This is a genomic window from Caulobacter sp. GW821-FHT09H08, from assembly GCF_059415885.1.
The window spans coordinates 796463-820920 of sequence record NZ_JBWKOC010000003.1; the positions used below are offsets into that span (position 1 = coordinate 796463).

The window sequence follows — 24458 nt, forward strand, 5'->3', positions numbered from 1 at the left end:
CAGCCCGGGCCTGCTGCGCCGCTGAACCTTCGCCGCCAGGGCTTTGTCCTGTGTTTCAAGGAACCCGCCGCTGGAGCCGTCGCGAAGGGACTTCCGAAGAAGCCCAGCGAGCGCTTCCCGCTCGACCACCCCTGACAGCCGTCACGATCGCCGGCCGGACGTCCCTTTCGTGCTGTCAGGTGGAATTAGTATGGGGCGGGGGAGGTGGCCCAGAGGGCCGGAGGGGCAGCTCGGTCCAAGCCGCATTAGCCCCCTCAGTCGCTCCGCGACAGCTCCCCCACAGGGGGAGCAGAGTCCGCAACGGGTCGAAGGCGGACCTAGCTGTCCGCTGCTCTCCAAAATGAAAACGCCGCGCGAAGACCGCGCGGCGTTCCAATAAGCTTCAGGCTGAGAAGAGGCCGTTACGCCTTCTTCTTCGTCATCCCACCGGCCACCGGCGGCGTCGGCTTATCCCGCTTCACGCCGGCCTTTTGGCCAGGCTTCATGAACTTCACCAGGACGCGCTGGCCGACCAGGAACGGCGTGCCGTCGGCGCTGGCGACGACTTCGACGACGCGTTCGTCGCTGCGTTGGCTGGGGTCGTCCGAGGCCAGCTTGCGGGCGCCGAAGACGGCGGCGCGGCGCAGGACCTTGCCGACGAAGGTCTGGTCCGGATTGCCTTCCGGCTGGATCTCGACCTCCTGGCCGATCTTCACGTTCGGGATGTCGGCCTCGACGATCTCGGCGCGGACGATGCGCTGGGTGTTCGGCTCGAGGTCGAACATGGCGGTCACGTTCAGGGTCGAGGCGCCGGCGCCCGGATTGGCCTGGCGGCGGGCGATGCGGCCGTCGGCCGGGGCGCGGATCACCGTCAGTTCCTGGTTGTAGTTGGCCTGGGCCAGCTGGGCCGTGGCGACGCTGATCTGGGCCTGCTGCGAGCCGATATTGGCCTGGGCCGAGGCGATCTGGTCGCGGGCGGCGTCAAGCTTCTGGGCGGCGACGTAGTTGGAGGCGGCCAGGCCTTGCAGGCGGTTGAACTCGCGCTGGGCCGTGCGCAGCTGCACCTGGTAGAGCGCCAACTGGGCCTTGGCCGAGGCCAGGTTCGCCGTGGCGGTCTGGGCGGCCAGGCGGACGTCGTCGTCCTCCTGCTTGGCCAGCGGCTGGCCCTTGTGGACGATGTCGCCTTCCTGGACGAAGACCTCGCGGACGATGCCCTGGCGGCGCGCGGCCACCTGGATCACGCCGCCCTCGACGTCGGCCTTGCCCTGGGCGATGGCCGCGTAGGGGGAAGGCTCTTCCTGGGCGGCGGCCACTTCGAGCTGCTTCTTCTTCTCGGCGGATTGCTTCTTGGCATAGACGAAACCGCCGCCGAGCAGCGCGATGACGACGATGACGATCCAGAAGGCGGGGCGGCGCAGAAACGCGGGCATGGTCTAGAATTCCCCCAGAAAATCAGTGGCTGAGCGGCTTCGGATTGGCGTCGGGCGTGCGGCGCACGTCGTCCAGGATCCGGCCGTCTTCGATGTGGATGACGCGGTCGGCATAGGCCTCGAGCCGCGGGTCGTGGGTGACGCAGATCACCGCCGCGCCGCGGACCGAAGCGGCCTCGCGCAGCAGACGGATGACGATCTGGCCGTTCTCGCCGTCGAGGGCCGAGGTCGGCTCGTCGGCGAAGATCAGGTTCGGGTTCTTGGCCAGCGCTCGGGCGATGGCCACGCGCTGCTTCTCGCCGCCGGACAGTTCCGACGGGCGCTGGTTGACGCGCGGGCCCAGGCCCACCGACTCCAGCGCGGCCTGGGCGCGGCGCGCCTGCTCGCCCTTGCCGGCGCCCTGGTACTTCAGCGCGGTCATCACCTGCTGCTTGGCCGTGAGGGCCGGGAACAGGTTGAAGCCCTGGAAGATGAAGCCGCAGTGGTCGAGGCGGAACTTGTCGATCCGGCTCTGCGAGAGGCCCCACAGGTCGTTGGCCTCCAGGGCCGAGACCTTGCCCTCGTCGGGCTTCAGCAGGCCGGAGAGGGCGGCGACCAGGGTCGACTTGCCCGAGCCGGACGGGCCCATGACCATGGTCACGTCGCCGTGCTTGGCGTCGAAGTCCACGCCCTTGAGCACCTCGACGAAGGTGCGGCCGGTCTTGAACCGCTTGACGATGCCGTGGGCCTCGAGGGCGGTCTCGCCGCGCTTGTGAGCATTGTCACCGGTCATCGCAGCAGGTCCGCGGGTTGGCTGTTCTTGAGGATGCCGAGCGACAGGAAGCCCGACAGCATGGCGATCACGACCAGGAAGACGGCCACGATGATGATCAGGGTCGGCGGGAAGTACATCGGCACGCCGCCGGCCACGGCCAGCAGGCTGACCAGCCAGGTCAGCAGGCCCGCGGCCCCGACGCCGACGATGCCGACCCAGAAGCTGAGCTCCATGACGATGTTGCGCAGGTCGCCCATCGACACGCCCAGGGCGCGCAGGGAGGCGAACTCCTTGATGTTGGCCATGATGGCGCCGCGCAGGGTCTGCCAGGTGATGGCCACGCCGATCAGCAGGCCCAGGAACGCCGAGAAGCCCAGCATGATGCCGATGATCTGGTCGTCCAGCATGGCGTTGGAGTTGGCGTCGGCCAGCTCCTGGCGGGTCCAGGCGCGGAACTTGCCGTCGGCCTTCTTGTTGAGCTGGGCCGCGACGATCTCGGCGCGGGCCGGGTCGCGGATCTCGACCATCAGCGGGCCGACGCGCTGGCCGGTGTCGGCCTCGCCCAGCATCCGCAGGGTGTCGCGCGACATCACCAGGGTGGGCTGGATGATGTTCGGATAGCCGTGGGTGATGACGGCGATGGTGATGGTCTTGCCGTTGTAGAGGGCGCGGTCGCCCTTCTTGACGCCCAGGCGTTTGACGGCCGTTTCGTCGATCGCCACGGCGTAGGGACGGCGCAGGGCCTCGATCATCGACTGGGTGTAGTCGGTGGGCACGGTCACGTAGCCGGGGATCGCGTCGATCACCGTGACGTTGACGAATTCACTCTTGCGCGACGAACCGCCGGGCGGGCCGCCCTTGCCCTTGCCGGCCTTCTTGGCGCGGGCCTCTTCCTTGGCCTGCTGCTCGGGCGTCAGGATGTTCTGGAAGCGGCCGCCGGAGCCGTCCAGCGGGGCCACCTGGGTGACTTCCGGATGGCTGTAAACCAGCGGGATCATGCGGCGCGGCAGGCCCGAGGGGCCGCCGAACAGCGCCTTGGCGCCTGGGCCCAGCACCATGACGTCGGCGCGGGCGCGGTCGATCTGGGCGGTGAAGCCCTTGCCGATGCCGACGAACATGCCGACCTGCGCCAGGACGAGAAGGCCCGAAAAGGCCAAGGCGACAACGGCCGCCATGTAACGACGCCACTCGTAAAGCAGAGTGGCCAAGGCCAACGACATCCGGACTCGTGCTCCCCCAAACCGACGGTTGCAGCAATGAACGGCGATCGTCGAACGTCCAAGTTAAATCGGGGTAAGGCGGATTTCTGTAGTGAAATATTCGCAAGGTGGGCGGAAGTGGGTTGGTTCTGTCCCCATCTGGGAGATATGCGCCTTTTGACGTGCAGCGATCAGAAGCATCCATGACGGTTCTTCGCACCGCCTCCGCCCTGGCCGTCGCGCTCGCCGCGACCGGCTCGGCGCGCGCCGACGAGGGCATGTGGACGCTGGACAAGCTGCCGCTGGACCAGATCAAGGCCGCCTATGGCGTGACCCTGGACGCGGCCTGGCTGGACACGGTGCAGGCCTCGGCCGTGCGGCTCAGCAGCGGCTGCTCGGCGGCGATCGTCAGCCGCGAGGGGCTGGCCGTCACCAACAACCACTGCGTCTCCGATTGCGCCCAGGCGCTGTCCAGCGAGGGCCAGGACTATGTCCGCGAGGGCTTCCTGACCGACGGCCGCGAGGAGGAGAAGAAGTGCGCCGGCCTGCAGGCCGAGGTGCTGCTGACCATCGTCGACGTCACCGACCAGGTGCGGATGGCGGTCAAGGACCAGACCGGTCGCGACTTCGTGCGGGCCCGCGAAGGCGCGATGGCGATCGCCGAGCTGGCGGCCTGCGGCCAGGACCAGACCCTGCGCTGCCAGGCGATCAGCTTTTTCCGGGGCGGCCAGTACAAGGTCTACAAGTACCGCCGCTACAGCGACGTGCGGCTGGTGTTCGCGCCCGAGATCGCGACCTCGGCCTTCGGCGGCGATCCCGACAATTTCAACTTCCCGCGCTACGCCCTGGATGTGGCCTTCGTCCGGCTCTATGCCGACGACGCGCCGGCCAAGACGCCGACGTTCCTGAAGTGGCGGGCCAAGGCGCCGGAAGAGGGCGAGCCGAGCTTCGTCGTCGGCAATCCCGGCTCGACCGAGCGGCAGCTGACGGTGGCCCAGCTGGAAACCCAGCGCGACCTCATCCTGCCGATGCTGCAGCTGCAGCGCGCCGAGCTGCGAGGACGCCTGATCCAGTTCGGCCAGGAGAACGCCGAGCACATGCGGATCGCCGGCTCGGAGCTGGCCTGGGTCGAGAACAGCTACAAGGCCGGCCTCGGCAGGCAGGCGACCCTGAGCGACAAGGCCTTCCTCGACGCCAAGCGCGTCGCCGAGGCGGATCTGCGGGCCAAGGTGGCGGCCGATCCTACGCTGGCGGCCGAGGTCGGCGACGCCTGGGCGCGGATCGCGACGGCCCAGAAAGCCGCGACCGAACGCTTCCCGACCGCGCGGATGCTGGAGAGCGGCGGGGGCGGGGGCTCCGAGCTCTACTATTACGCCCGGCTGCTGGTGCGGGCCGCCCAGGAGCGCGAGAAGCCTAACGCCGAGCGGCTGCCGGAGTATGTCGACACCCGCATGCCGCTGATCGAGCGCAAGCTGGCCGATGCGCCGGCCGCCGAGGCGGCGCTGGAGCGGCTGTGCCTGGAACATTGGCTGCTGAAGACCCGCGAGGTCCTCACCGTCAATGCGCCGGAGGTTCGGGCGCTGCTGGGCGCGGAGAGCCCTGAGCAGGTCGCCGAGCATCTGTCCGAAAGTCGATTGTCCGATCCCGAGGTCCGCATGGCGCTTTGGAAAGGCGGGCTGGAGGCGATCCAGGCCTCGGACGATCCGCTGATCCAGTTCGTGCTGCGCACCGACCCGGTTACGCGCGAGGCTCGTGCGGCCTACGAAGCCGAGGTTTCGGGTCCCACCGACATCGCCGCCGAGAAGATCGCCCAGGCCCGCTTCGCGGTGTTGGGCGACAGCGTCTATCCGGACGCGACCTACTCGCTGCGCCTGTCGTACGGCAAGGTCGCTGGCTGGGAGGAGCGAGGCAGGGCGGTGCCGGCCACCACGGACTTCGCCGGCTACTACGCGCGCGCCACCGGCGTGGAGCCATTCGCCGCCGCGCCGCGCTGGGTCGAGGCCAAGGACCGGCTGAAACCGGACACCGTCTTCGACTTTGTCAGCACCAACGACATCATCGGCGGCAACTCCGGCTCGGCGGTGATCGACGCCAAGGGACGGCTGATGGGCGTGGCGTTCGATGGCAACATCCACTCGCTGGGCGGCGCATACGGCTATGACGGCTCCAAGAACCGGACCGTCTCGGTCTCGGCGCCAGCGGTCATCGAGGCGCTGGACAAGGTCTATGGCCGCGCCGACCTAGTGGGCGAGCTGAAGCCCCGCTGACACCCCTTCCTCGAACGTCTCATTTCATCGGCGCAACACGCTGAAAGGTGGAATGTTTTTCGCCTGTCTCACCGCGCGCCGATTTCCCGGCGTGGAGAAGGAGCCGCGCCAGACAAGGCGGCTCCCCAACAGAGGGTGAGCGATATGAGCATAACCAGCGCCGGCTCCTCGACGAGTCTGGCCCAGCTGCGCCAGCTCCAGCAGGCGGCTTTCAAGACGGCGGACGCGGATGGCGACGGGCAACTGTCGCTCAGCGAGTTCCAGTCGGTCGGGCAAAATGTGCAGGGCTCGGGCGAGCAGCGCGGTCCGCCGCCGATGCGTGGCGGCGGCGGACCGGGCGGACATTTCAGCGGAGATACCTTGTCGGCGCTGCTCTCGACCCAGTCGGTCGACGATGTGGCGAGCTCGGTGATGGAGGCCGGCGACGCCGACGGCGACGGCAAGCTGACGACCAGCGAGCTCTCCACGGCCCTGTCCGCCAAGAAGACCGACGAGACCGAAGGCCAGGACGAACTGGCCTCGAAGATCGTCGAAGCCCTGGACAGCGACGGCGATGGCAGCCTGTCGTCGTCCGAAATCTCGACGGCGATCAGCGACGCCGCTTCGCGTCAATCGGAGGCGCAAGGAACGCGCCGACCCCGTGGTCACCACGGCCCGCCGCCCGGTGGTCCGCCGCCGTCCGGGGAAGCCGAGAGCGCGAGCAGTTCCAGCAGCGCGAGCGGCTCCAGCGGTGTGTTCGAGAGCCTGGACACCAACCAGGACGGCACGGTCTCCGCCGAGGAGCTGGCCGCCGCCAACAGCAGCGACAGCACGGATGGAACGAGCGCCGCCTCCGACCTGATCAAGACCGCCGACCAGGACGGCGACGGTTCGCTGAGCGGCGAGGAGTTCTATGCTCTGCTCGACCACGGCAAGGAGACGAGCGCCGATACGTCCACCAGCCTGGCGAGCCTGCTGTCCAGTTCCTCCAACGCGGCCGACATGATGCAGAAGCTGCTGGCGCAATTGGACACCGCCCTGACCTCGTCGTCCTCGACGAAGAGCGGCGCGACCAGCGCCGGAACCGGCGTCACAGCCTGACGATACCGCCGTGTCATCCCGGAGCGGGGGCTTCCGGGATGACAGGTTTCGGTTGGTAAGTCGCTTCTGACTTAGGCGCCGGGCGCCTTCCTTAACCATTCCTTACGCAAGCCGCTTGCGTGCGACCGCTGACTTGGTGTCATTCTTCGCCCTTGGTCGGCGTCGCGGGGGCGGCGCCTCATCGTAAGGTTTCGTCTTGATGTTCCGTCCCGAGAACTTTCAGGCCCTCGCTGGCCTGGTAGTCACTTTGGGCCTTTGCTGGCTCGTTTCCGAGAATCGCAAGCGATTCCCGTGGGTTCTGGCGATCGCCGCTATCGTCGTCCAGGTGCTGCTGGTGCTGGTGCTGTTCGGCCTGCCGCAGGCGCGGCAACTGCTGCAAGGCGTCAACGGCGCGGTCGAAGGCCTGGCCAGCTCGACTCAAGCCGGCACCGCCTTCGTGTTCGGCTTCCTGGCCGGTGGCGACCAGCCCTATCCGGTGAGCAATCCGGGCGCGGGTTTCATCTTCGCGTTCCGCGTCATGCCCGTGATCCTGGTGGTCTGCGCCCTGTCGGCGCTGCTCTGGCACTGGAAGATCCTCAAGTGGGCCGCTCAGGGCTTCGGCTTCGTGTTCCAGAAGACGCTGGGCCTGCGTGGTCCGCCGGCTCTGGCCACCGCCGCCACCATCTTCATGGGCCAGATCGAAGGCCCGATCTTCATCCGCGCCTATCTCGACAAGCTGTCGCGTTCGGAACTCTTCATGCTGATCACGGTCGGCATGGCCTGCGTCTCGGGCTCGACCATGGTCGCCTACGCCACCATCCTGGCTGGCGTGTTGCCGAACGCGGCCGCCCACGTGCTGACCGCCTCGATCATCTCGGCCCCGGCCGGGGTGCTGCTGGCCCGCATCATCGTGCCGTCCGACCCGATGGAGAAGGGCGGGGACCTCGATCTGGCCGGCGAGGACAAGACCTATGGCAGTTCGATCGACGCCGTCATGAAGGGCACGACCGACGGCCTGCAGATCGCGCTGAACGTCGGCGCAACCCTGATCGTCTTCGTGGCCCTGGCCACCATGGTCGACAAGGTCCTGGGCGCCATGCCGATGGTCGGCGGTCAGCCGCTGAGCATCGCGCGCGGTCTGGGCGTGGTCTTCGCGCCGCTGGCCTGGTCGATGGGCGTCCCCTGGAAGGAAGCCGGCACGGCCGGCGGCCTGCTAGGCGTGAAGCTGATCCTCACCGAGTTCACCGCCTTCATCCAGATGTCGAAGATCGCAGTGGGCACGCTGGACGAGCGCAGCCGCATGATCCTGACCTACGCCCTGTGCGGCTTCGCCAATATCGGCTCGGTCGGCATGAACGTGGCCGGCTTCTCGGTGCTGGTGCCCCAGCGTCGTCAGGAAGTGCTGAGCCTGGTCTGGAAGGCCATGATGGCCGGCTTCCTCGCCACCTGCTTGACTGGCTCGCTGGTCGGCCTGATGCCCCGGGCGCTATTTGGGCTGTAAGGCCCTTTCATTCCGCAACGGAAAACAAGCATCCTCCCGGTCAAAAGCCGGGAGGATTTCTTTTGAAACTCTACGACTGCCTGCGCGCCCCCAATCCAAGGCGCGTCCGCTGGTTCATGGCGGAGAAGGGGATCGACGACGTCGAGATCGTCACGCTGTCGATCATGGGCGGCGAGCACAGGTCGCCGGAGTATCGCGGCAAGGCCGGGCTCGCGCACATGCCGGCGCTGGAGCTGGACGACGGGACGGTGATCACCGAGTCGGTCGCCATCTGCCGCTACCTGGAGAGCGTCTATCCCGAGCCGAACATGTTCGGCCGCGACCCCAGGGAGACGGCGATCATCGAGATGTGGCTGCGCCGGGCCGAGCTGATGGTCGCCACGCCGATCATGCAGGGCGTGCGCCACAGCCATCCGGGCATGGCGGCGCTGGAGGCCCAGGTTCCCGAGGTCGCCGCCTACAATCTGGAGGGAGCCAAGCGCAGCTTGAAGATCCTGGACCGTCGTCTGGCGGAGAGCCCGTTCATCGCCGCCGATCGCGTGACCATCGCCGACGTGGTGACGGCGGCCAGCCTCGACTTCGGCCGCATGATCAAGTGGCGGCCTGATCCGGAGCTGGTTCACGTGAACCGCTGGTTCGATGGGATGTTGGCTAGGCCGGCGGCACAGGCGGGGATGACGGCTTAGTCAGCGGACCCGTCCTCGCCCTTCGACGAGCTCAGGGTGAGGACTACTTTTGACGCTGATGCAGTAGAAAACCTCATCCTGAGCTTGTCGAAGGACGAGGTTTTCGATCCCTCAACGGCTGCGGATCTTCTTGATCACGCCCGAGAAGTTCAGCATCGGCCCGCTGCCGGTCGAGATCAGGCCGCGCACGAACAACAGCGAACCGCCGGCCTTGATCACCTCGCCGGTCGAGGTGACGAGGTCGCCGGGCTGGGCGGGGCCGATGAACTCGCCGTTCAGGCTGACGGTCACGGCGCGGCTGTCGGCCAGCGCCTTCCAGCCGATGGCGAACAGGGAATAGTCGGCGAAGGTCATCATGCAGCCGCCGTGCATGAAGCCGCCGCCGTTCATGTGCTTCTTCTCGGCGCGGAAGGCGGCGGTGACGCGGCCCTCGTCGTCCTCCTTGAAATAGAAGGGGCCGGACTGGTCCTCGAACGGGTCCATGCCTTGCCAGGTGCGCCAGCCGGCCCATTCGCCGGCTTCCACCAGTCGCGGGCCGCTCCAGATGTCGTTGCCGCCGTCCATCCTCGATCCCCTCCGCTTGTTCTTATCGGTGTTCAGTTAGAAGGGGCGACCACAAGGCGCAAGCCGTCGGTCTCGCCTCTGCTGACAATCCGTGGCAAGGGAGCGCGATGACCACCCCGATCCAAGACACCATCCTGTCCCAGTTGGCCGCGCTGCCGGCGGGCAAGTCGATCGACCCGATGAACGTCGCCAAGGCGATCCAGCCCGAACGCTGGCAGCAGATCCTGGGCCACGTGCGCACCAACGCCATCGAGCTGGCGCGCGAGGGCAAGATCGTCGTCCTGCGCCACAACAAGCCGGTCAATCCGGAGAAATTCCGCGGCGTCTATCGCCTGCGCCTGCGCATGGAAGGCGACCCGACCTCGTTCGAGGACGTGGTCCAGGACGAAGACGGCGGCGACGACGACGCGTAGAGCTTGACCGCGAGGCGGTTGGGCCTGTGTTCTCCTGTCCAAGAACAAAGGGGTAGGGAACACCATGCGCAAAGCCGCGATCGCGATTGCCGTGTCGGCCGCCACGGCCTTTAGCGCCCTGGCGCCCGCGCCGGCTCTGGCCTGGAACGACCAGGGCCACATGGCCACCGGCGACATCGCCTATGACACGCTCGTCGCCCGTGACCCCAAGGCCGTCGCCGCCATCGTGGCGATCATGCGCGAGCATCCCGACCACGCCCTGTTCGACAAGCGCCTGGCGGGGCTGACCGGCAAGGCGCGCGAGCGGCGGCTGTTCGCCCTGATGGCCGTGTGGCCTGATGATACGCGCGGCAGCTCGCACGACCGGCCCGACTGGCACTACGCCCTGAAGCTGGTCTCGCCCACGCGGTTCGTGCTGCCGTTCACGGTCGGCAAGGCCGAGACGGCCTTCCGCGAGCAACTGGCCATCGCCCGCGATCCCAAGGCGCCGAAAGCCCAGCGAGCCATCGCCCTGTGCTGGCTGATGCATATCGTCGGCGACCAGCATCAGCCGCTGCATGCAGGACACTGGCTGTCGTGGGCCTATCCCAAGAGCGACCGGGCCGGCTCCCTGGCCTTTGTCCGCCGCCAGGCGGGCGGGCCGCCGACCGACATGCACGACCTGTGGGACGCCGCACCGAACCGCCCGATCGCCGACCGCGCGGCGGGCGCCGAGGCGGTCGCGGCCGCCGTCGAGGCCGCCCATCCGCGTCCGGCGCCCAGCGATGTGCGCTCCAACCCCTCGGCCGCGCTGAGCGCCTGGGAGCGCGAGAGCTGGGACCTGGCCAAGACCGTCGCCTATCGCGACGGCAAGCTGGCCAATTCGCCGGACAAGGCCAAGGCGCCGGTGCTGCCGCCGGGCTACGTCGCCCAGATGAACAAGATCGCCGACCGGCGGGTGGCGCAGGCGGGCTATCGCCTCGCCGATGTCCTGGCGCTGGTGAAGGGCTGACGGACATCTAGGGCTACGCTTGCTTTCGCGTGGCCCGGGCTTAAGTGGCGGACCATGTCTCTCGACGCGATCCTGGCCGACATCGCCGCCTGCCGAGCCTGCGCGCCCTATCTGCCGCACGTTCCCCGGCCCGTGACGCGGGTGCGCGAGGAGACCCGCATCCTGATCGCCGGCCAGGCGCCGGGCCGGCTGGTTCATGAGACCGGCCTGCCGTTCAACGACCCGTCCGGCAATCGCCTGCGCCAGTGGATGGGGATCGATCGCGAGACCTTCTACGGCCGGCCCGAGATCGGCGTCGCCGCCATGGCCTTCTGCTTTCCGGGCACGAACCCGAAGGGCGGCGACTACCCGCCGCCGCCGCGCTGCGCGGCGATGTGGCGGCCTCGGCTGCTGGCCGAACTGCCCAATGTGAAACTCACTTTGCTGGTCGGCAGCTATGCCCAGGACTGGGCGCTGCCGGGCCGGACCAGCAAGACCATGACCGACACCATCGCCCGCTGGCGCGAGTTCGGACCCAAAGTCCTGCCCATGCCGCACCCGTCGTGGCGCAACACCGGCTGGCTGAAACGCAATCCGTGGTTCGAGGCGGACGTCGTGCCCTTCCTTCGCGGGCGCGTCGCGGACATTCTGGGGCGATGAACCGCCGCGCCCTGATCCTGACCGCCTCCGCCGCCGCGCTGTCGGCCTGCGCGCCGTTGCGGCAGAGGCCGGAACTGGCGGCCCTGGGCTTTCGCGGGCCGCGCCTGACGGACGACGCCTTCGTCAGCTTCGACGGGGCGAAGCTGGGTTTGATGCGCTGGCTGCCGGCCGCTGAACCCGAGTGGGTCGTGGTCGGGCTGCACGGCATGAACGACTATTCGAACGCCTATCGCCTGGCGGCCGAATGGTGGGCGGGCCGGGGGATCGCGACCTACGCCCTGGACGTACGGGGCTTTGGCCGCTCGCCCGAGCGCGGGGTCTGGGCGCCGACCGATTTGGTCATCGAGGACGTCCGCGACCTAGTCGAAGCCGTCCGCGAGCGGCATCCGAACGCCAAGGTCGCCCTGGCCGGGATCAGCATGGGCGGCGGCCTGGCGATCAGCGCCATGGCCGCGCCCAATCCGCCGCGCGTCGACAAGCTGATGCTGTTCGCCCCGGCCGTCTGGGGATGGTCGAACCAGCCCCTGCCCAACCGCCTCAGCCTGTGGATCACCGCCCACACGACCGGCAGCTGGGTGGTCAAGCCGCCGGAGTGGCTGGTCCGCAACGTCATGCCGTCCGACAACATGGACGAGCTGCGCCGCATGGGTCGCGACCCGCTGATGATCTGGGGGGCGCGCTCCGACACCATCTACGGCCTGGTCGGGCTCATGGAGCGAGGCTGGAGGTCGCCGGGCGCGATCCGGGTCCCCACCGCGTGGTTCTACGGCGCCAACGACCACATCATCCCGCGCGAGCCGACGGTCGAGGCGACGGCGCGCCTCAAGCCGGGCGCCAAGACGGCCTATTACGCCCAGGGCTACCACCTGCTGCTGATCGACAAGCAGGCCCAGACGGTGTGGACCGACGCCGAGGCGTTCCTGCGCGACGCACCCGGACCTTGGCCGCCGTCGGGCGTTCCGGCCATTCCGTCCAGCGTGGCGGCGATGACAGCGTTGGACCCGCCAAAACCCAAGAAACGCTAGTTGTCGCAGCGTCAGCACTAGGGCTTGTGACCCAGGAGAAGGGGGCGTACACCGCACGCCAACTTCATTCTGGCTGAGGCGAGACCGGCAGCATGACCTTGTTCGATTCCCCCGATTTCGAGGGACACGAAGGCGTTCACGCTTTCTTCGATGAAAAAACTGGTCTGAAGTCGATTATCGCGATCCACTCGACCGCGCGCGGCCCGGCGGCCGGCGGTTGCCGCATGTGGGACTATTCCAGCAGCGACGCGGCCCTGACCGACGCCCTGCGCCTATCGCGCGGCATGTCTTACAAGAACGCCATGGCCGACCTGGACTTCGGCGGCGGCAAGGCCGTGATCATCGGCGACAGCCGCAGCCAGAAGACACCGGAACTGTTCGAGGCCTTCGGTCGCGCCGTCGACAGCCTGGGCGGCAAGTACTGGACCGCCGAGGATGTGGGCGTCTCGCCTTCGGACCTGGAAAGCACCCGCAAGACCACCCGCTTCGTCGCCGGCCTGGAGGGCCACGCGGCCGCCTCGGGCGACCCGTCGCCGGTGACCGCCGAGGGCGTGTTCCGGGGCGTGCGCCTCTGCGTCGAGCGCGCGCTGAAGCGCGACCTGAAGGGCGTTCGCGTCGCCATCCAGGGCGTCGGCCACGTCGGCGCCTATCTGGCCGAGAAGCTGCACGCCGCCGGCGCCGAGCTGATCATCGCCGACGTCAACCAGGTCGCCCTGGCCGAGGTGGCCGCCAAGACCGGCGCCAAGATCGTCCCGACCGATGCCATCTTCGACGTCGAGGCCGATGTCTTCGCGCCTTGTGCGCTCGGTGGCGCGATCTCGAACGCGACCCTGCCGCGCCTGAAGGTCAAGGTGATCGCCGGCGGGGCCAACAACCAGCTGGCCGACGCCATGATCGGCCAGACCGTGTTCGACCGCGGCATCCTCTACGCCCCCGACTACGTCATCAACGGCGGCGGCATCATCAATGTGGCCGCCGAGATCCGCGCCCTGGAAGCGGGCGGCGCCTTCGACGGCGACTGGGTCGCGACCAAGCTGGATCGCCTGGCCCAGACCCTGGGCGAGGTCATCGACCAGTCGATCAGCGAGAAGCGTCCGGCCAACCTGGTCGCCGACGAGATCGCTCGCGCCCGCATCGCGGCCGCCCGGGGCTAAAGCCTGACTTCGCGCGTTCTCCATGGGAGCCCATCCCGTGGAGGCGCGCATGTCCCATCTCGACGACCTGGAAGAGCAGCTGGAAGCGGCTGTGGCCGCCCAGGATTTCGACACCGCCGCCAGGCTGCGGGGCGAGATCGAGTCCATCCGGCACAGCGCCAAGGTGCGAGGCGTCGAGGACGCGCCGCGGGCCGCCTATTACCAGCGGCAGGTCGGCGACGGGCGCTAGGCGCCACATCCTTTCAAGACGATCCGACGGCTGCGCCCGCAAGCTGGCGGCATGAACCGACGCCAGCTCTTCCTATCCGCCGCCGCGCTCGCGACCGCTTCCACCGCGCCCGCCTTCGCCGCGCCGATCCGCACGCAGTGGAAGGTCAGCCTGTCCGAAGGCTTCGACGCCCTCTGCTTCCTGGGGCCGTTGTCGGGCAAGGACTTCTACGCCCGCTACTACAAGGACGAGCTGGCCGACATCCTGCCGCGCATGCCCAAGCCGGCGATGGAGGCCATGGCCAGCTTGCAGGCCGAGGCGGACAAGCTGAACCAGCTGCTGGGCCCGGGTCTCTGCACCCTGATGTCCGGCGCGCCGATCGACACGCTGGACGCGGTGATCGCCGCCCTGGACGCGGCCGAGACGGCGATCCTGCCGACCTACAAGGCCAGCGCCTATTGGGACCAGGAGAGCTGGGACCAGTTCATCGCCCGGCGTCCGCGCCTGCGGCTGGTGCTGGATGGCCTGAGGCAGGCCGGGTTCGTCGATCTGCGCAAGCGGATGCTGGCCCCGACCGCCGAGACGCGCCTGCCGGCCCTGCGGCAGAAGCTGGCCGGCTACGACGTCATCGCCGAGCAGGAGCGGTTGCTGGGGCGGCCGCTGGACGCTTCGCTGGAGATCGTCCTGCTATGGTTCAACAAGCCGCACGGCATCCGCATCCAGGGCCAGCGCTTCATCACCGGCATCACCTGGCCGGACGAGATCGTGCTGCGCAACGCCGCCCACGAGGTGCTGCACCCGCCGTTCCCGATGGACGGCCCGGCCGCCAGGGCCGCGCTGGCGGTGCTGGAGAAGGACGCGCTGCTGAAGCGCATCGTCGCCGAGCACAATCCGGCCTTCGGCTACAACACCCTGGAGGGGCTGCTGAACGAGGACATGGTCGAGGCGCTGGAGCAGGTCGTCAGCGAACGCCTGGGCTTCGCCGTCGAGCCGCACAAGCGCTGGGAGCAGGCCGATGACGGCATGCACGTGCTGGCGGCGGGGCTTTACGGCCTGCTGAAGGCGGATGGCTATGACCGGACGGGCGGCAATCTCGAGGCCTGGACGACGGCGGCGGCCAAGAGCGGCAAGCTCTCGCCGGCCAGCCTGCACGCCAAGGCGGCCGAGGTGACGGGGCGGCCGGTCGATGGGCTGTGGCCGTTGAAGAAGGTTGGTGCGTGATCCTCGCCCTTCGACAAGCTCAGGGTGAGGATCAGAGACGGCTCAGTAGAACCTCATCCTGAGCGTGTCGAAGGACGAGGTTCGGATCCTCGGCGCTACTTCGCCCGCACCGACACCGTGACGCCGACGACCGTGTCCTTGTCGGAATAGTCGATCGAGTTGAGCTTGCGGCGCGTCGCCGTCAGCGAGACCTGGCGGTTGTCCTTGCGCCAGCCCAGGCCGATCTGCCGGCTGCCGAAGCGGGCCAGGCGTTCTTCGCTGACGCCGGCGTTGCGCCAGCCGCCGAAGGTGTCGCGGATCAGGTTCAGGCCGTACGCCTTGCCCGAGCCGGCGATGTACAGCAGCCAGCGGCCGCGACGCATGTCTTCCGTCGAGGCGCGGGCCTTGGACATCAGGTTCGAGGCGTTCAGCGTCAGGCGCTTCACCGAGGTCGACTGCAGGCCCATCGGGGTGAAGGGCAGGGGCTGGTCGTTGATCTCCATCCGCACGACCTTGCCCAGCGGGCGCACCGTGGGAGCCTGGTTCAGGGCCAGGATTGGGCGGCGCTGGACCGTCGCTTCGGCCAGGAGGCGCGCGGCGGGGCGGGGCGCTTCGGTCTGGGCGGGCGGCGGCTGCGGCGGCGTCACCGCTGTTGCCACCTGGCGGACTTCGCTGGGATCGGTCACGGCGCTGGCGGCGGCCGACAGCGCCGCCGCGCCGGCCAGGGCCACGGTGGCGCCGGCCGGCGCGGCGTAGGTCTCGGCCGTCGGGGCAGCGCGGGAGCGCTCGCCGCCATAGCGGGCGGTGGCGATCGGCGCGTCGGGATCGTCGATATAGGCGGGGACGGCAACGGTCGGCGCGGCCGGCTGAACCGGCGCGCTGGCGGCGGCGGGACCGCCGGCCAGGGTCAGGGTCTGGTTGAATTGCTCGGGGACGTGAGTCGACAGGGCCGTCGCGGTCCCTACCACCGCGAGCCCGGCCGTAACCAACAGACATCCGAGCGCGACGCGTCGCATGCTCGTACGTTCCCCTTTCCCCTAACGACAAGTTAAAGCCGTGGCCGTCGGCTGTACAGTCGTCTCGCGTAGGGACGTACCCGCGAGGGGCGGCTTCCCGATCAGTGCCCGGGTTTAGGTTCGAAGGTGCGTTTTTCCTTCAGCTTCACGCAGGCCTCGTCAGGCTTCTGGCCGTGCTGGGCCTTGGGCTCGGACTTGGGGAAGCAGAGGTTCTGCATCGGGTTCTGATTTTGAAAGCCGCTGGTCATGGGCTTTTCCTCCCGTACGCCACTGAAATTATCACACCGAGCGGTCGATTTCGTCGACCAAACGCACATCCACGGAGACGTGAAGACGCGATGAGCCGGGGTTGCCGATGATCGCGCCCGACACAGGTAACGCTTGAGACGGCGTTCGGGTGGCTGCCACGCGGATCAAATCCGGGGACTCGGCGAGACCGTTGGTCGGGTCGAATTCCAGCCAGCCCAGGTCGGGCAGGAAGACCTCGCACCAGGCGTGGGTCGCCCCCGCGCCGCGGATCTCCGTCCCCGGCGAGTGGATGTAGCCGGTGGCGAACAGGGCCGCGTAGCCGAGGCGGCGCAGGCCCTCGACCATCAGCCAGGCCAGGTCGCGGCAGGCCCCGCTGCGCTTTTGCAGGGTCTCGACCGGTGTCTGGACGCCTTCCTCGTAGCGCGTGCAGTAGCTGAACTGGCTATGGATCAGCTCGTTGACCCGCAGCAGGAAGGCCAGGGCCGGCTCGTCCCGGTGGCCGTGTAGGCCGCGCAGCCAGCGCAGCAGCACAGCGTCGGGGTCGTCGGTGACCGGGGCGATGAACGGTTCCAGCGTCATCCGGTCTTCGCGGGAATAGACGATGGGCGTCAGGGTGTCGGGGTTCTCGATCCGCTGGGGCACAAGGGGGGCCGGGTAGCGGTCGATGATCAGCTCGCTGGCGACCCGCATGGCGTCGGACTGGCCGTCGGGATCGAAGAAGCAGACGCAGTTGCCGTTGGCGTCGTAGCTCCAGCGGGTGCCGCCGGGCGGGAACAGGCGCAGCGAGGCCTGGACGATGCGCAGGGCGTGGCTGTCGCGCGGGCGCAGCATCAGCCGTTGCGGACCAAACCGCACCGGCCGTTCATAGTAGTACCGCGTCTCGTGAAGAATGCGCAGCCGTCCCATGCCACAGCGACAATGCGCCGGAACGGCCTAGGTTCCAAGGTCGAGCTAGCCCCGGAAACCCGCCTCGGCGAAGCCCAGCATGCGGTCCAGCAGGGCCACGACGTCGGCTTCGCTAGTCTGGCCTTCGGACAGCACGTTCAGGCGGTCGAACTCGGCGAAGCGGTTGTTGTGCAGCATGCCGAGCGTGAAGTGCAGCCGCCAGTAGACCTCTTCCGGCGACAGGTCCGGACGGGCGCGCAGCAGGGCGTCGGAGAAGCGGCGCAGGTGCGAGACGTCGGTCTTCAGCACGGTGCGGATCTCGTCGGTGCCCTCGCTGCGGGCGCGGATCAGGAACTGCAGCGAGATGCGGCGCTCGTGGTCGGGCGCCAGCCAGCGCAGGGGCGGGGTCAGCAGGGCGGCCAGGATCTCGCGCAGCGGCGGGCTGCCGCCGTTCCGGTCGTTGGCCTCGTGCAGCATCTTGGCCCGCTCGCGATTGAGCTCGGCCGTGCGCCGCTTGAAGATCTCGAACAGCAACGCGTCCTTGGAGCCGAAGTGATAGTTCACCGAGGCCAGGTTGACGCCGGCGGCGGCGGTGATGTCGCGCACCGAGACGTTCTGGAAACCGTGCAGGGCGAACAGGCGCTCGGCGGCGACGAAGACCAGGTTCTTGGTGGCGGCTTCGGTCTCGCCCGCGTCGACCTCAGGCGGGACGGCGGCGTCGGTGGTCGGACTCACTACATATTCCCCTTTACCCGTAGGGAAGTCTTACGGGCGTTCGAATTTGGCGCAAGCGTCAAGATCGTCCCAGTAGCGCGTAACCGTGTTCGCGTTTAGGCTTTTCCCGCGAAACGCGTGGGGAGTGACTTATGATCGGCATGCTGACGGCCCTTTTGCTGCTGAGCGGGCAAGCCGCCTCGCCGGCGCCGGCCGCCCCACAGGCGGGCGCGAAGGACGATGCGGCCAAGGTCGATTCCGTCACGGTCACCGCCACCGGCAAGAAACTGGCCCCCATGCCGCCGTGGTCGCGCAAGATCGAGGGGATCGGCTGGCCGTTCCTGGGTGTGGGCGAGGACAAGACGGTCATGATGTTCGCCAAGACCGGCAAGACGCCGACCGGCGAGCCGTTCCAGCGCGTCTGGGTCCGCCACGAGTTCCGCCTGCCGCAGAGCGAGGCCGGCCTGACCTTCCGCTCCGAGCGCCTGGCGCAGGACGTCGACTGCAAGGCCAAGACCTTCCGCAGCCTGGCGGTCTATCGCTATCCCGAGAACAATCTCGCGGGCGAGGCGGTGGCCTTCAAGTTCGACGAGAACGGCTGGGTGAAGCCCGAAGCCGGCGCCTTCGACGAGACGGTGGTCGAGGCCGCCTGCATGCACCCCGAGGTCCTGGCGGGTTAGCGCGAGGCCCTGACGGATATCGCCTGTTGTTTCTGGATCTCGGGATCAACCGCGAGGTTCCAGAGGTAGGCGTGGCGCGCCTTGCTCCCGGCAGGCAAGGCTTTGAGGTGTTCGGCCTGGTCCTTGGTCAGGCGGAAGCGCTGGTAGCCGCGCTCCATCAGGCATCGCGCCAGGGCGGGGAAGATCTGGGCTGTCACCTTGCGAAACTCGGGCGACATCCGGGCTTTCTCCGCGTCGAAGGCGTTCATCACGCTCAAGACGTAGGCGCTGTCGTCCATGCCCGCCGCGCCTGGATTAGGCAGGTCTATGGGAAACGCCAGATCCACGAGCGGCAGGGCCACGGGCGCTTCCTGTCCGACATTGTAGGCGCATTCCACGGCGTCGGTGCGGTACTGCAGATACGACACGCCCGGCTTGCCCCAACTCTCGTCGGCCTTCTGGCGCGGGGCGTCGGCGAAGGCGGGCGTGGTCAGCGCGACGTATGCGAGGCCGGCAAGCACGAGGCGTTGGCGCATGGCGGATCAACCTCCGGATGATTCGATTGAGCGCCGGGTCCGGCGGTTCGTCAAGCGCAGGCTAGCGACGGGGCGTGGTCCGGCTGACCGCCAGGTTCCACAGGTAGATCTGTCGCGCCTTGGAGCCCGGGGCGAAGGCCTTGAGCTCGCGGGTCTCGTCCTTGGTCATCCGGAAGCGGCGGTAGCCCCGGTCGGAGAGGCACTTGGCGAGGGCCGGGTGCAACTGTCGGGAGATCTCGCGCCAGGGACGGCTCATGCGGCCGGGACCGGGATCGGCGGCCTCGATCGTGTAGCGCAGCGAGATGTCGTCGCCCCCGGCGACCCCTCCCGGCATGTTGCTGGGAAAGACCAGGTCGACCAGCGCATATTCCACCGGCGCCTCCTGGCCGATGGCGTAGGCGCACTCGACCGCGTCGGTGCGGTACTGGAGGAACGAGATGCCCGGCTTGCCCCAGCTTTCGTTGGCGCGCTGGCGTTGGGCGGAGGCGGGCAGGGGCGCGGCCAGCAGCGCGAAAGCCAGGCCTAGAAAGACGAGGCTTGGGGAAACGTGGCTTGGACGCATGACGGATCGACCTCCCTACGGAGGAATTGAGCGCTCGTCGGCGATGTCCGTCAATCGGCCTATCGGCGCGTTGCGGAGGCGCCGTTCAGCGACAGGTTCCACAGGTAGACCTGCCGAGCGCGCGAGCCGGTCGGCAGGCGCTTGAGCTGATCGGCCTGGTCCTTGTTCAACCGGAACGGGCGATAGCCGCGCGTGCGCAGGCAGGTCTCCAGGGCCGGCGCCAGCTGGCGGGCGACCTCGCGCCAGGTCTTGTTCATGTGCATCTGCGACTGGGCCGCGTAGTCGACTAGGACGTTCACGTCCATGTTCGGCTGCAGCGGGTCCTGCTGCGGCTGGGCGTCCGGCTGCGGCGCGTCGGTCATGTAGGCCAGGTCGACCACGGGGATCGCCACCGGCGCCTTGGTCTGGGCCTCATAGGCGCACTCCACCGCGTCCGTGCGGTACTGCAGGTACGAGGTGCCGGACTTGCCCCAGCTGTCCTTGGTCGCGGCCAGGGCGGGCTGGGCGGCAAGCGTTGCGATCACACCGAGGATAAGGACGCTTTGACGGAGCATGGACACGCTTCTGGCTGCTTCGCGTCCATTGATAGCGGTAACGTAGTTCGTCGAAAAGCCGTCAGCTGACGACAGGGGCCAGAGCCTTTCCGGTTCGGAAAGGCTCCGTCTTCCTAGAGTTGGAGCACGCCGAGCGGGTTAACCGCGTACACTTAACCCTGCGTGCTCCAGGCGCCGGGCGGGCGTCTCCGTCCGCTTGCGGCGCGCCTGGCGCAGCAGCGGACGGGCGATGGCCGCGCCCAGGATCAGCGGCGCGAGCAGCAGCGCCAGGGCTTTGCGCGGCTTACTCTCCGCGCGCTTCAGGAAGTAACGCACCAGGCCCTTGCCCTTGTGCCACTCGATGACCAGCGCGCTTTCTCGGCTGGTCGAGCCGACATGAACGATGCGCGCGTTCGGCTGGAACAGCACGCACCCGCCCGCGCGGCGGGCTCGCCAGCAGAGGTCGATATCCTCGACGTGCAGGAAGTAGCCCTCGTCGAACCCGCCGAGAACGTGGAAGTCGGCCGCCGTCATATAGAAGCAGGCGCCCGAGATCGTAGGGGTGTCCACCGGGTGCGAAGGGGGGGCTTCGCTCTCCCGGTGGATCTCGAAGCGGCGCAGCGGGGGCAGGGTGGCGCTAAGCTTCGAGAGGGTAAGCAGGGTCGTGACGGGCGTAACTTCGCCGCGTCGCGCGCCCCGCTGTTCTGTGCCGTCGGTGTTGAGCACCCGCGCCCCGATCACGCAGGGCGAGGGACGGTCGCGGGCGGCGTCGGACAGGGCCGCGATCGCGCCGGGCGTCAGGAAGGCGTCGGGATTGAGGAAGACCAGTTCCTCGCCCTTGGCCGTGGCCGCGCCCAGGTTGGCGGCGCGGGCGAAGCCGATATTGCCCAGGCCCTGCAGCAGCCGCACGCGCGGCTCGCGGCGGGCCAGCTCGCGCAGCCAGGCGGCGTCAGCCAGGGACGAGCCGTTGTCGACGATGATGAACTCCTCGACCCGAGGCTCGGCCAGGACGTGGCGCACGCTCTCCATCAGGGCCGGGCCCGTCATGTAGACGACCATCACCAGCGACAGCTGCGGCGTGACGGCCAGGGCTGCGGCGCGGGAATGGGCGGGGTCGATCGAGACGAACATGCGTTTGCTTCGTTCAAAATAGTTGCTTTAAAACTGTATGTGCGGAAATGATGATCCGCAAGACCATTCGAACGACCCGCAACAGATTGTTGCGTTTTTATGCAATGTGTAACAACTAGGGGAGCGCCCACGTACGGGCGTGGAAGCGGCTTAGCAATGTCACGAACGGCGATGAATCCCGCCAAGGCGGCCCTGACCAAGTCCCTCCGTCGCGAGGCGGGGCGGTGGTTGAAGACCGCCCGCGAGGCCGCGGGCCTCACCCAGGCCGAACTGGCCGAGAAGACGGGCCTGCGCTACTACACCTTCGTTTCCCAGGTGGAGAACGGTCTCGGCCGCGTGCCGATCGAGGCCCAGGCCGTCTGGGCCGAAAGCCTGGGGCTGGATCCGACGCAATTCGCCCGGACCCTGCTGCGCTACTACGAACCGGAACTATTTAGGCTGTTGTTCGACGGCGCGGCCGAGGACGACTCCGACCTGATCGAGACCGATCGGGCGGCCCAGGCCTGACGAGAGAGACGATGGGTGAGGTTGTAACATTCAGCCCCAGGCCGCTTGGCGGCGACTGGTCCGCCAATGAGCGGGGCCTGCTGGTGCTGCTCACCCAGCAGCTGTCCAGCAGCTATGGTCCCGTCGACGGGATCTTCGGCCAGACCGATTCCGGCGATCCCTGGTACGTGGTCACCGACCTCAATCAGGACGTGATCGTCCATATCGCCCGCATCGACGGCCAGTTCGTCGTGCATGACGCCGCCATCGACGTGTTCCACCAGGTCGGCAGCCTGTGGGGGGCGCTGCGCCATGTGATGTCGTCCGGCGCCCAGGAGCAGGGCGGGGTCGTGGTGGCCTTCAATCCGTCCAGCCGCGAGGCCCAGTCGTTCCTGTCGTTGGTCATCGCCTTCGGCCTGTACCTGGAACTGCGCGGCGTGGAGCTGGGCGAGGGCGGCCGCCTGAACTTCGAAACCCTGCCGCGCGCCGACGATGCGGGGCTCGAGGCCATCGCGGCCAAGCTGGTCGCGGCGCTCAATTTCGAAGCCGCGCGTAGCCAGGGCCATGCCGCGCCGGCCGTTGCGGGCGCCGCCGCGCCGGAAGGCGTGATCAAGCCGGAAGGCGGCAAGGCCATCGTGGTCGAGGGGCCGTCGGACGGCCTGCCCGGCCTGGACGGCTTCAAGGTCGCGCATGTGGACGCGCCGGTCCCGTCGGAGCACCGCGGTTCAGCGGCTCCGGACGCCGAGGACGCTCCGCCTTCGGCCAACGACCTGAGCGGCCAGGGCTTCGCGGGAGCGAAGTACGTCATGGCCGGCACGTCCGGCGCCGATACGCTGTTCGGCACGCCGTATGGCGACGTGATCCGGGGCGGCGACGGCGACGACTATATCGACGGCGCCGGCGCGGCCGCCGGCCAGATCGATCGCATCGACGGCGGCGCGGGCGCGGACCATATCGTCATGAGCGCCCGGACGGTCGCCACCGGCGGCGCCGGGGCCGATACCTTCCTGATCTCCGCCGAGCCGCCGACCGAGAAGGGCGAGGCCCTGCTGGGCGTGGTGCTCGACTTCTCGACCGCCAAGGGCGACCAGCTGTCCGTCGTGGGCAAGGGGCAGGTCACCGTGGTCAGCACAGCGGCCGTCAGCGACGTCCTGGTCGCTCAGGGCGAAGCGCTGGGCGAGAACACCGCCGCCCTGGTGACGGACGTGGCCAAGGCCGTGGCCGGCGCCCGCGTCGGCTTCGACTTGGACGGCGATGGGCGCGAGGACGTGTTCATCCTGCTGGGCGGCGCGGGCGCGGCGAGCTTCAAGGTCGGCACGCTGATCGCCCATGACCCGATGGGCGAGCCGGATCCGTCCGTGCCGCTGATCGGTCAGCCGGCCTCCGACAGCGGCCACGCCAGCGACCCCGGCGCGCCGCGCTAGGTCGTCAACCTCGGACCAGTTCCCGCATCGCCTTGTCCAGACCCTCGATGGTCAGCGGATACATGCGGTCGGACACGATCTGCTTCATCACGCCGATCGACTGGGTGTAGTCCCAATGCCGCTCGGGCGTGGGGTTCAGCCAGATGCAGCTCTGGTAGATGTCGACGACGCGCTGCATCCAGATCGCGCCGGGCTCCTCGTTCCAGTGCTCGACGCTGCCGCCCGGATAGGTGATCTCGTACGGGCTCATGGTCGCGTCGCCGACGAAGATCACCTTGTAGTCGGCGGGGAACTTGTGGAGCACGTCGAAGGTCGGGATCTTCTCGGCGTGGCGGCGCTTGTTGTCCTTCCAGACGGCCTCGTAGAGGCAGTTGTGGAAGTAGTAGAATTCCAGGTGCTTGAACTCGGTCTTGGCGGCGCTGAACAGCTCCTCGCAGAGCTTGATGTGGCCGTCCATCGAGCCGCCGATGTCGAAGAAGATCAGCACCTTGATGGCGTTGCGACGCTCAGGCCGCAGCTGGATGTCCAGATAGCCCTTCTCGGCCGTGCCCTTGATGGTGCCGTTCAGGTCGAGCTCGTCGGCCGCGCCCGTGCGGGCGAACTTGCGGAGGCGCCGTAGGGCGACCTTGATGTTGCGGGTGCCAAGCTCGACCGAGTCATCGAGGTTCTTGTACTCGCGCTTGTCCCAGACCTTCACCGCGCGGCCGTGGCGGCTCTTGTCCTGGCCGATGCGCACGCCTTCGGGATTGTAGCCGTTGTTGCCGAACGGCGAGGTGCCGCCCGAGCCGATCATCTTGTTGCCGCCCTCGTGGCGCTTCTTCTGCTCGCGCAGGCGCTCCTGCAGGGTCTCCATCAGCTTCTCGAAGCCGCCCAGGGCCTCGATCTGGGCCTTTTCCTCGTCGGTAAGGAAGCGCTCGGTCAGCGCCTTCAGCCACTCCTCGGGGATATCGGCGGCGAGGCCTTCGTTGACGGTCTCCAGGCCCTTGAAGACGTGGCCGAAGACGCGGTCGAACTTGTCGAGGTTCTTCTCGTCCTTCACCAGGCTGGCGCGCGACAGGAAGTAGAAGTCCTCGACCGTGCGATCGATGACGTCCTTGTCGAGGGCCTCCATCAGGAGAAGGTATTCGCGCAGCGTCACCGGCACCTTGGCCTGGCGAAGCTCGGAGAAGAAGCGGAGGAACATCGGCGCGGCTT

At 68.1% G+C, this 24458-nt stretch carries 27 protein-coding genes; 14 read left to right on the forward strand and 13 right to left on the reverse strand.

Features of this window, described 5'->3' with window-relative positions:
* Positions 1-401: 401 nt before the first annotated feature.
* From AC07NN_RS13340 to AC07NN_RS13350, 3 genes are read right to left on the reverse strand one after another with little or no spacing between them, the layout of a single operon-like run.
* Positions 402-1409 (reverse strand): HlyD family secretion protein, encoded by a 1008-nt coding sequence (locus tag AC07NN_RS13340; protein ID WP_494641441.1) that lies wholly within the window; start codon positions 1407-1409, stop codon positions 402-404.
* 22 nt (positions 1410-1431) lie between these two features.
* Positions 1432-2181 (reverse strand): ABC transporter ATP-binding protein, encoded by a 750-nt coding sequence (locus AC07NN_RS13345; RefSeq protein ID WP_494641443.1) that lies wholly within the window; start codon positions 2179-2181, stop codon positions 1432-1434.
* On the reverse strand, positions 2178-3383 hold the full coding sequence (locus tag AC07NN_RS13350; RefSeq protein WP_494641445.1) for an ABC transporter permease: 1206 nt from the start codon (positions 3381-3383) through the stop codon (positions 2178-2180). The genes AC07NN_RS13345 and AC07NN_RS13350 overlap by 4 nt, the downstream gene beginning before the upstream one ends.
* 182 nt (positions 3384-3565) lie before the next feature.
* On the opposite strand from AC07NN_RS13350, the gene AC07NN_RS13355 reads away from it, so the two are divergent.
* The 4 genes from AC07NN_RS13355 to AC07NN_RS13370 all read left to right on the forward strand — a co-directional run bounded on the left by AC07NN_RS13355 (position 3566) and on the right by AC07NN_RS13370 (position 8875).
* Positions 3566-5629: a S46 family peptidase gene (locus AC07NN_RS13355; RefSeq protein ID WP_494641447.1), complete on the forward strand. Its 2064-nt coding sequence runs from the start codon at positions 3566-3568 to the stop codon at positions 5627-5629.
* A gap of 144 nt (positions 5630-5773) precedes the next feature.
* Positions 5774-6709 (forward strand): EF-hand domain-containing protein, encoded by a 936-nt coding sequence (locus AC07NN_RS13360; protein WP_494641449.1) that lies wholly within the window; start codon positions 5774-5776, stop codon positions 6707-6709.
* A 199-nt stretch (positions 6710-6908) separates the two neighbouring features.
* On the forward strand, positions 6909-8189 hold the full coding sequence (locus tag AC07NN_RS13365; RefSeq protein ID WP_494641451.1) for a NupC/NupG family nucleoside CNT transporter: 1281 nt from the start codon (positions 6909-6911) through the stop codon (positions 8187-8189).
* A gap of 62 nt (positions 8190-8251) precedes the next feature.
* Positions 8252-8875 (forward strand): glutathione S-transferase family protein, encoded by a 624-nt coding sequence (locus AC07NN_RS13370; RefSeq protein WP_494641453.1) that lies wholly within the window; start codon positions 8252-8254, stop codon positions 8873-8875.
* 111 nt (positions 8876-8986) lie between these two features.
* Here AC07NN_RS13370 and AC07NN_RS13375 read toward each other — a convergent pair whose 3' ends face one another.
* Positions 8987-9439, reverse strand: coding sequence for a PaaI family thioesterase (locus AC07NN_RS13375; protein ID WP_494641455.1), 453 nt, complete (start codon positions 9437-9439; stop codon positions 8987-8989).
* A 107-nt stretch (positions 9440-9546) separates the two neighbouring features.
* On the opposite strand from AC07NN_RS13375, the gene AC07NN_RS13380 reads away from it, so the two are divergent.
* From AC07NN_RS13380 to AC07NN_RS13410, 7 genes are all read left to right on the forward strand, one after another.
* A complete protein-coding gene (locus AC07NN_RS13380) occupies positions 9547-9852 on the forward strand; it encodes a DUF3253 domain-containing protein (RefSeq protein ID WP_494641457.1) in 306 nt (101 codons plus the stop codon).
* A gap of 64 nt (positions 9853-9916) precedes the next feature.
* Positions 9917-10843, forward strand: coding sequence for a S1/P1 nuclease (locus AC07NN_RS13385; protein WP_494641459.1), 927 nt, complete (start codon positions 9917-9919; stop codon positions 10841-10843).
* A gap of 54 nt (positions 10844-10897) precedes the next feature.
* On the forward strand, positions 10898-11482 hold the full coding sequence (locus tag AC07NN_RS13390; RefSeq protein ID WP_494641461.1) for a uracil-DNA glycosylase family protein: 585 nt from the start codon (positions 10898-10900) through the stop codon (positions 11480-11482).
* Positions 11479-12507: an alpha/beta hydrolase gene (locus AC07NN_RS13395; RefSeq protein WP_494641462.1), complete on the forward strand. Its 1029-nt coding sequence runs from the start codon at positions 11479-11481 to the stop codon at positions 12505-12507. Before AC07NN_RS13390 ends, AC07NN_RS13395 begins: the two co-directional genes overlap by 4 nt.
* Positions 12508-12599: 92 nt before the next feature.
* The gene (locus tag AC07NN_RS13400; protein ID WP_494641464.1) at positions 12600-13661 is read left to right on the forward strand and encodes a Leu/Phe/Val dehydrogenase; all 1062 of its coding nucleotides are present in this window, start codon (positions 12600-12602) and stop codon (positions 13659-13661) included.
* Between the two features lie 49 nt (positions 13662-13710).
* Positions 13711-13890 carry a UvrB/UvrC motif-containing protein gene (locus tag AC07NN_RS13405; RefSeq protein WP_494641466.1) on the forward strand — a complete coding sequence of 60 codons (180 nt, stop codon included), beginning with the start codon at positions 13711-13713 and terminating at the stop codon, positions 13888-13890.
* Between the two features lie 51 nt (positions 13891-13941).
* Entirely contained in the window at positions 13942-15090 is a 1149-nt protein-coding gene (locus tag AC07NN_RS13410) for a hypothetical protein (protein ID WP_494641468.1), read from the forward strand.
* 95 nt (positions 15091-15185) lie between these two features.
* On the opposite strand, the gene AC07NN_RS13415 is transcribed toward AC07NN_RS13410, so the two are convergent.
* The 4 genes from AC07NN_RS13415 to AC07NN_RS13430 form a co-directional block, all read right to left on the reverse strand.
* Positions 15186-16058, reverse strand: coding sequence for a hypothetical protein (locus AC07NN_RS13415; protein ID WP_494641469.1), 873 nt, complete (start codon positions 16056-16058; stop codon positions 15186-15188).
* A 128-nt stretch (positions 16059-16186) separates the two neighbouring features.
* Positions 16187-16333 carry a hypothetical protein gene (locus tag AC07NN_RS13420; RefSeq protein ID WP_494641471.1) on the reverse strand — a complete coding sequence of 49 codons (147 nt, stop codon included), beginning with the start codon at positions 16331-16333 and terminating at the stop codon, positions 16187-16189.
* Positions 16334-16364: 31 nt separating this feature from the next.
* On the reverse strand, positions 16365-17240 hold the full coding sequence (locus AC07NN_RS13425; RefSeq protein WP_494641473.1) for a transglutaminase family protein: 876 nt from the start codon (positions 17238-17240) through the stop codon (positions 16365-16367).
* Between the two features lie 45 nt (positions 17241-17285).
* Positions 17286-17954: a TetR/AcrR family transcriptional regulator gene (locus tag AC07NN_RS13430; protein WP_494641475.1), complete on the reverse strand. Its 669-nt coding sequence runs from the start codon at positions 17952-17954 to the stop codon at positions 17286-17288.
* Between the two features lie 131 nt (positions 17955-18085).
* Here AC07NN_RS13430 and AC07NN_RS13435 point away from each other — a divergent pair, with 131 nt between their 5' ends.
* Positions 18086-18613, forward strand: coding sequence for a surface-adhesin E family protein (locus AC07NN_RS13435; RefSeq protein WP_494641477.1), 528 nt, complete (start codon positions 18086-18088; stop codon positions 18611-18613).
* Here AC07NN_RS13435 and AC07NN_RS13440 read toward each other — a convergent pair.
* From AC07NN_RS13440 to AC07NN_RS13455, 4 genes are all read right to left on the reverse strand, one after another.
* Positions 18610-19128, reverse strand: a complete 519-nt coding sequence (locus AC07NN_RS13440) for a hypothetical protein (protein ID WP_494641479.1) — start codon at positions 19126-19128, stop codon at positions 18610-18612. The two genes, AC07NN_RS13435 and AC07NN_RS13440, sit on opposite strands and share 4 nt — an antisense overlap.
* Before the next feature lie 61 nt (positions 19129-19189).
* Complete coding sequence (locus tag AC07NN_RS13445; RefSeq protein WP_494641481.1) at positions 19190-19690, reverse strand: hypothetical protein; 501 nt, start codon at positions 19688-19690, stop codon at positions 19190-19192.
* A 59-nt stretch (positions 19691-19749) separates the two neighbouring features.
* A complete protein-coding gene (locus AC07NN_RS13450; RefSeq protein ID WP_494641482.1) occupies positions 19750-20244 on the reverse strand; it encodes a hypothetical protein in 495 nt (164 codons plus the stop codon).
* Between the two features lie 138 nt (positions 20245-20382).
* Entirely contained in the window at positions 20383-21354 is a 972-nt protein-coding gene (locus AC07NN_RS13455; protein WP_494641484.1) for a glycosyltransferase family 2 protein, read from the reverse strand.
* A gap of 156 nt (positions 21355-21510) precedes the next feature.
* Between AC07NN_RS13455 and AC07NN_RS13460 the strand changes: the two genes are divergently transcribed.
* Positions 21511-21861, forward strand: coding sequence for a helix-turn-helix domain-containing protein (locus AC07NN_RS13460; protein ID WP_494641486.1), 351 nt, complete (start codon positions 21511-21513; stop codon positions 21859-21861).
* An 11-nt stretch (positions 21862-21872) separates the two neighbouring features.
* Positions 21873-23264, forward strand: a complete 1392-nt coding sequence (locus AC07NN_RS13465) for a calcium-binding protein (RefSeq protein ID WP_494641488.1) — start codon at positions 21873-21875, stop codon at positions 23262-23264.
* 4 nt (positions 23265-23268) lie between these two features.
* Here AC07NN_RS13465 and AC07NN_RS13470 read toward each other — a convergent pair whose 3' ends face one another.
* A complete protein-coding gene (locus AC07NN_RS13470; RefSeq protein ID WP_494641490.1) occupies positions 23269-24447 on the reverse strand; it encodes a vWA domain-containing protein in 1179 nt (392 codons plus the stop codon).
* Between the last annotated feature and the right edge of the window lie 11 nt (positions 24448-24458).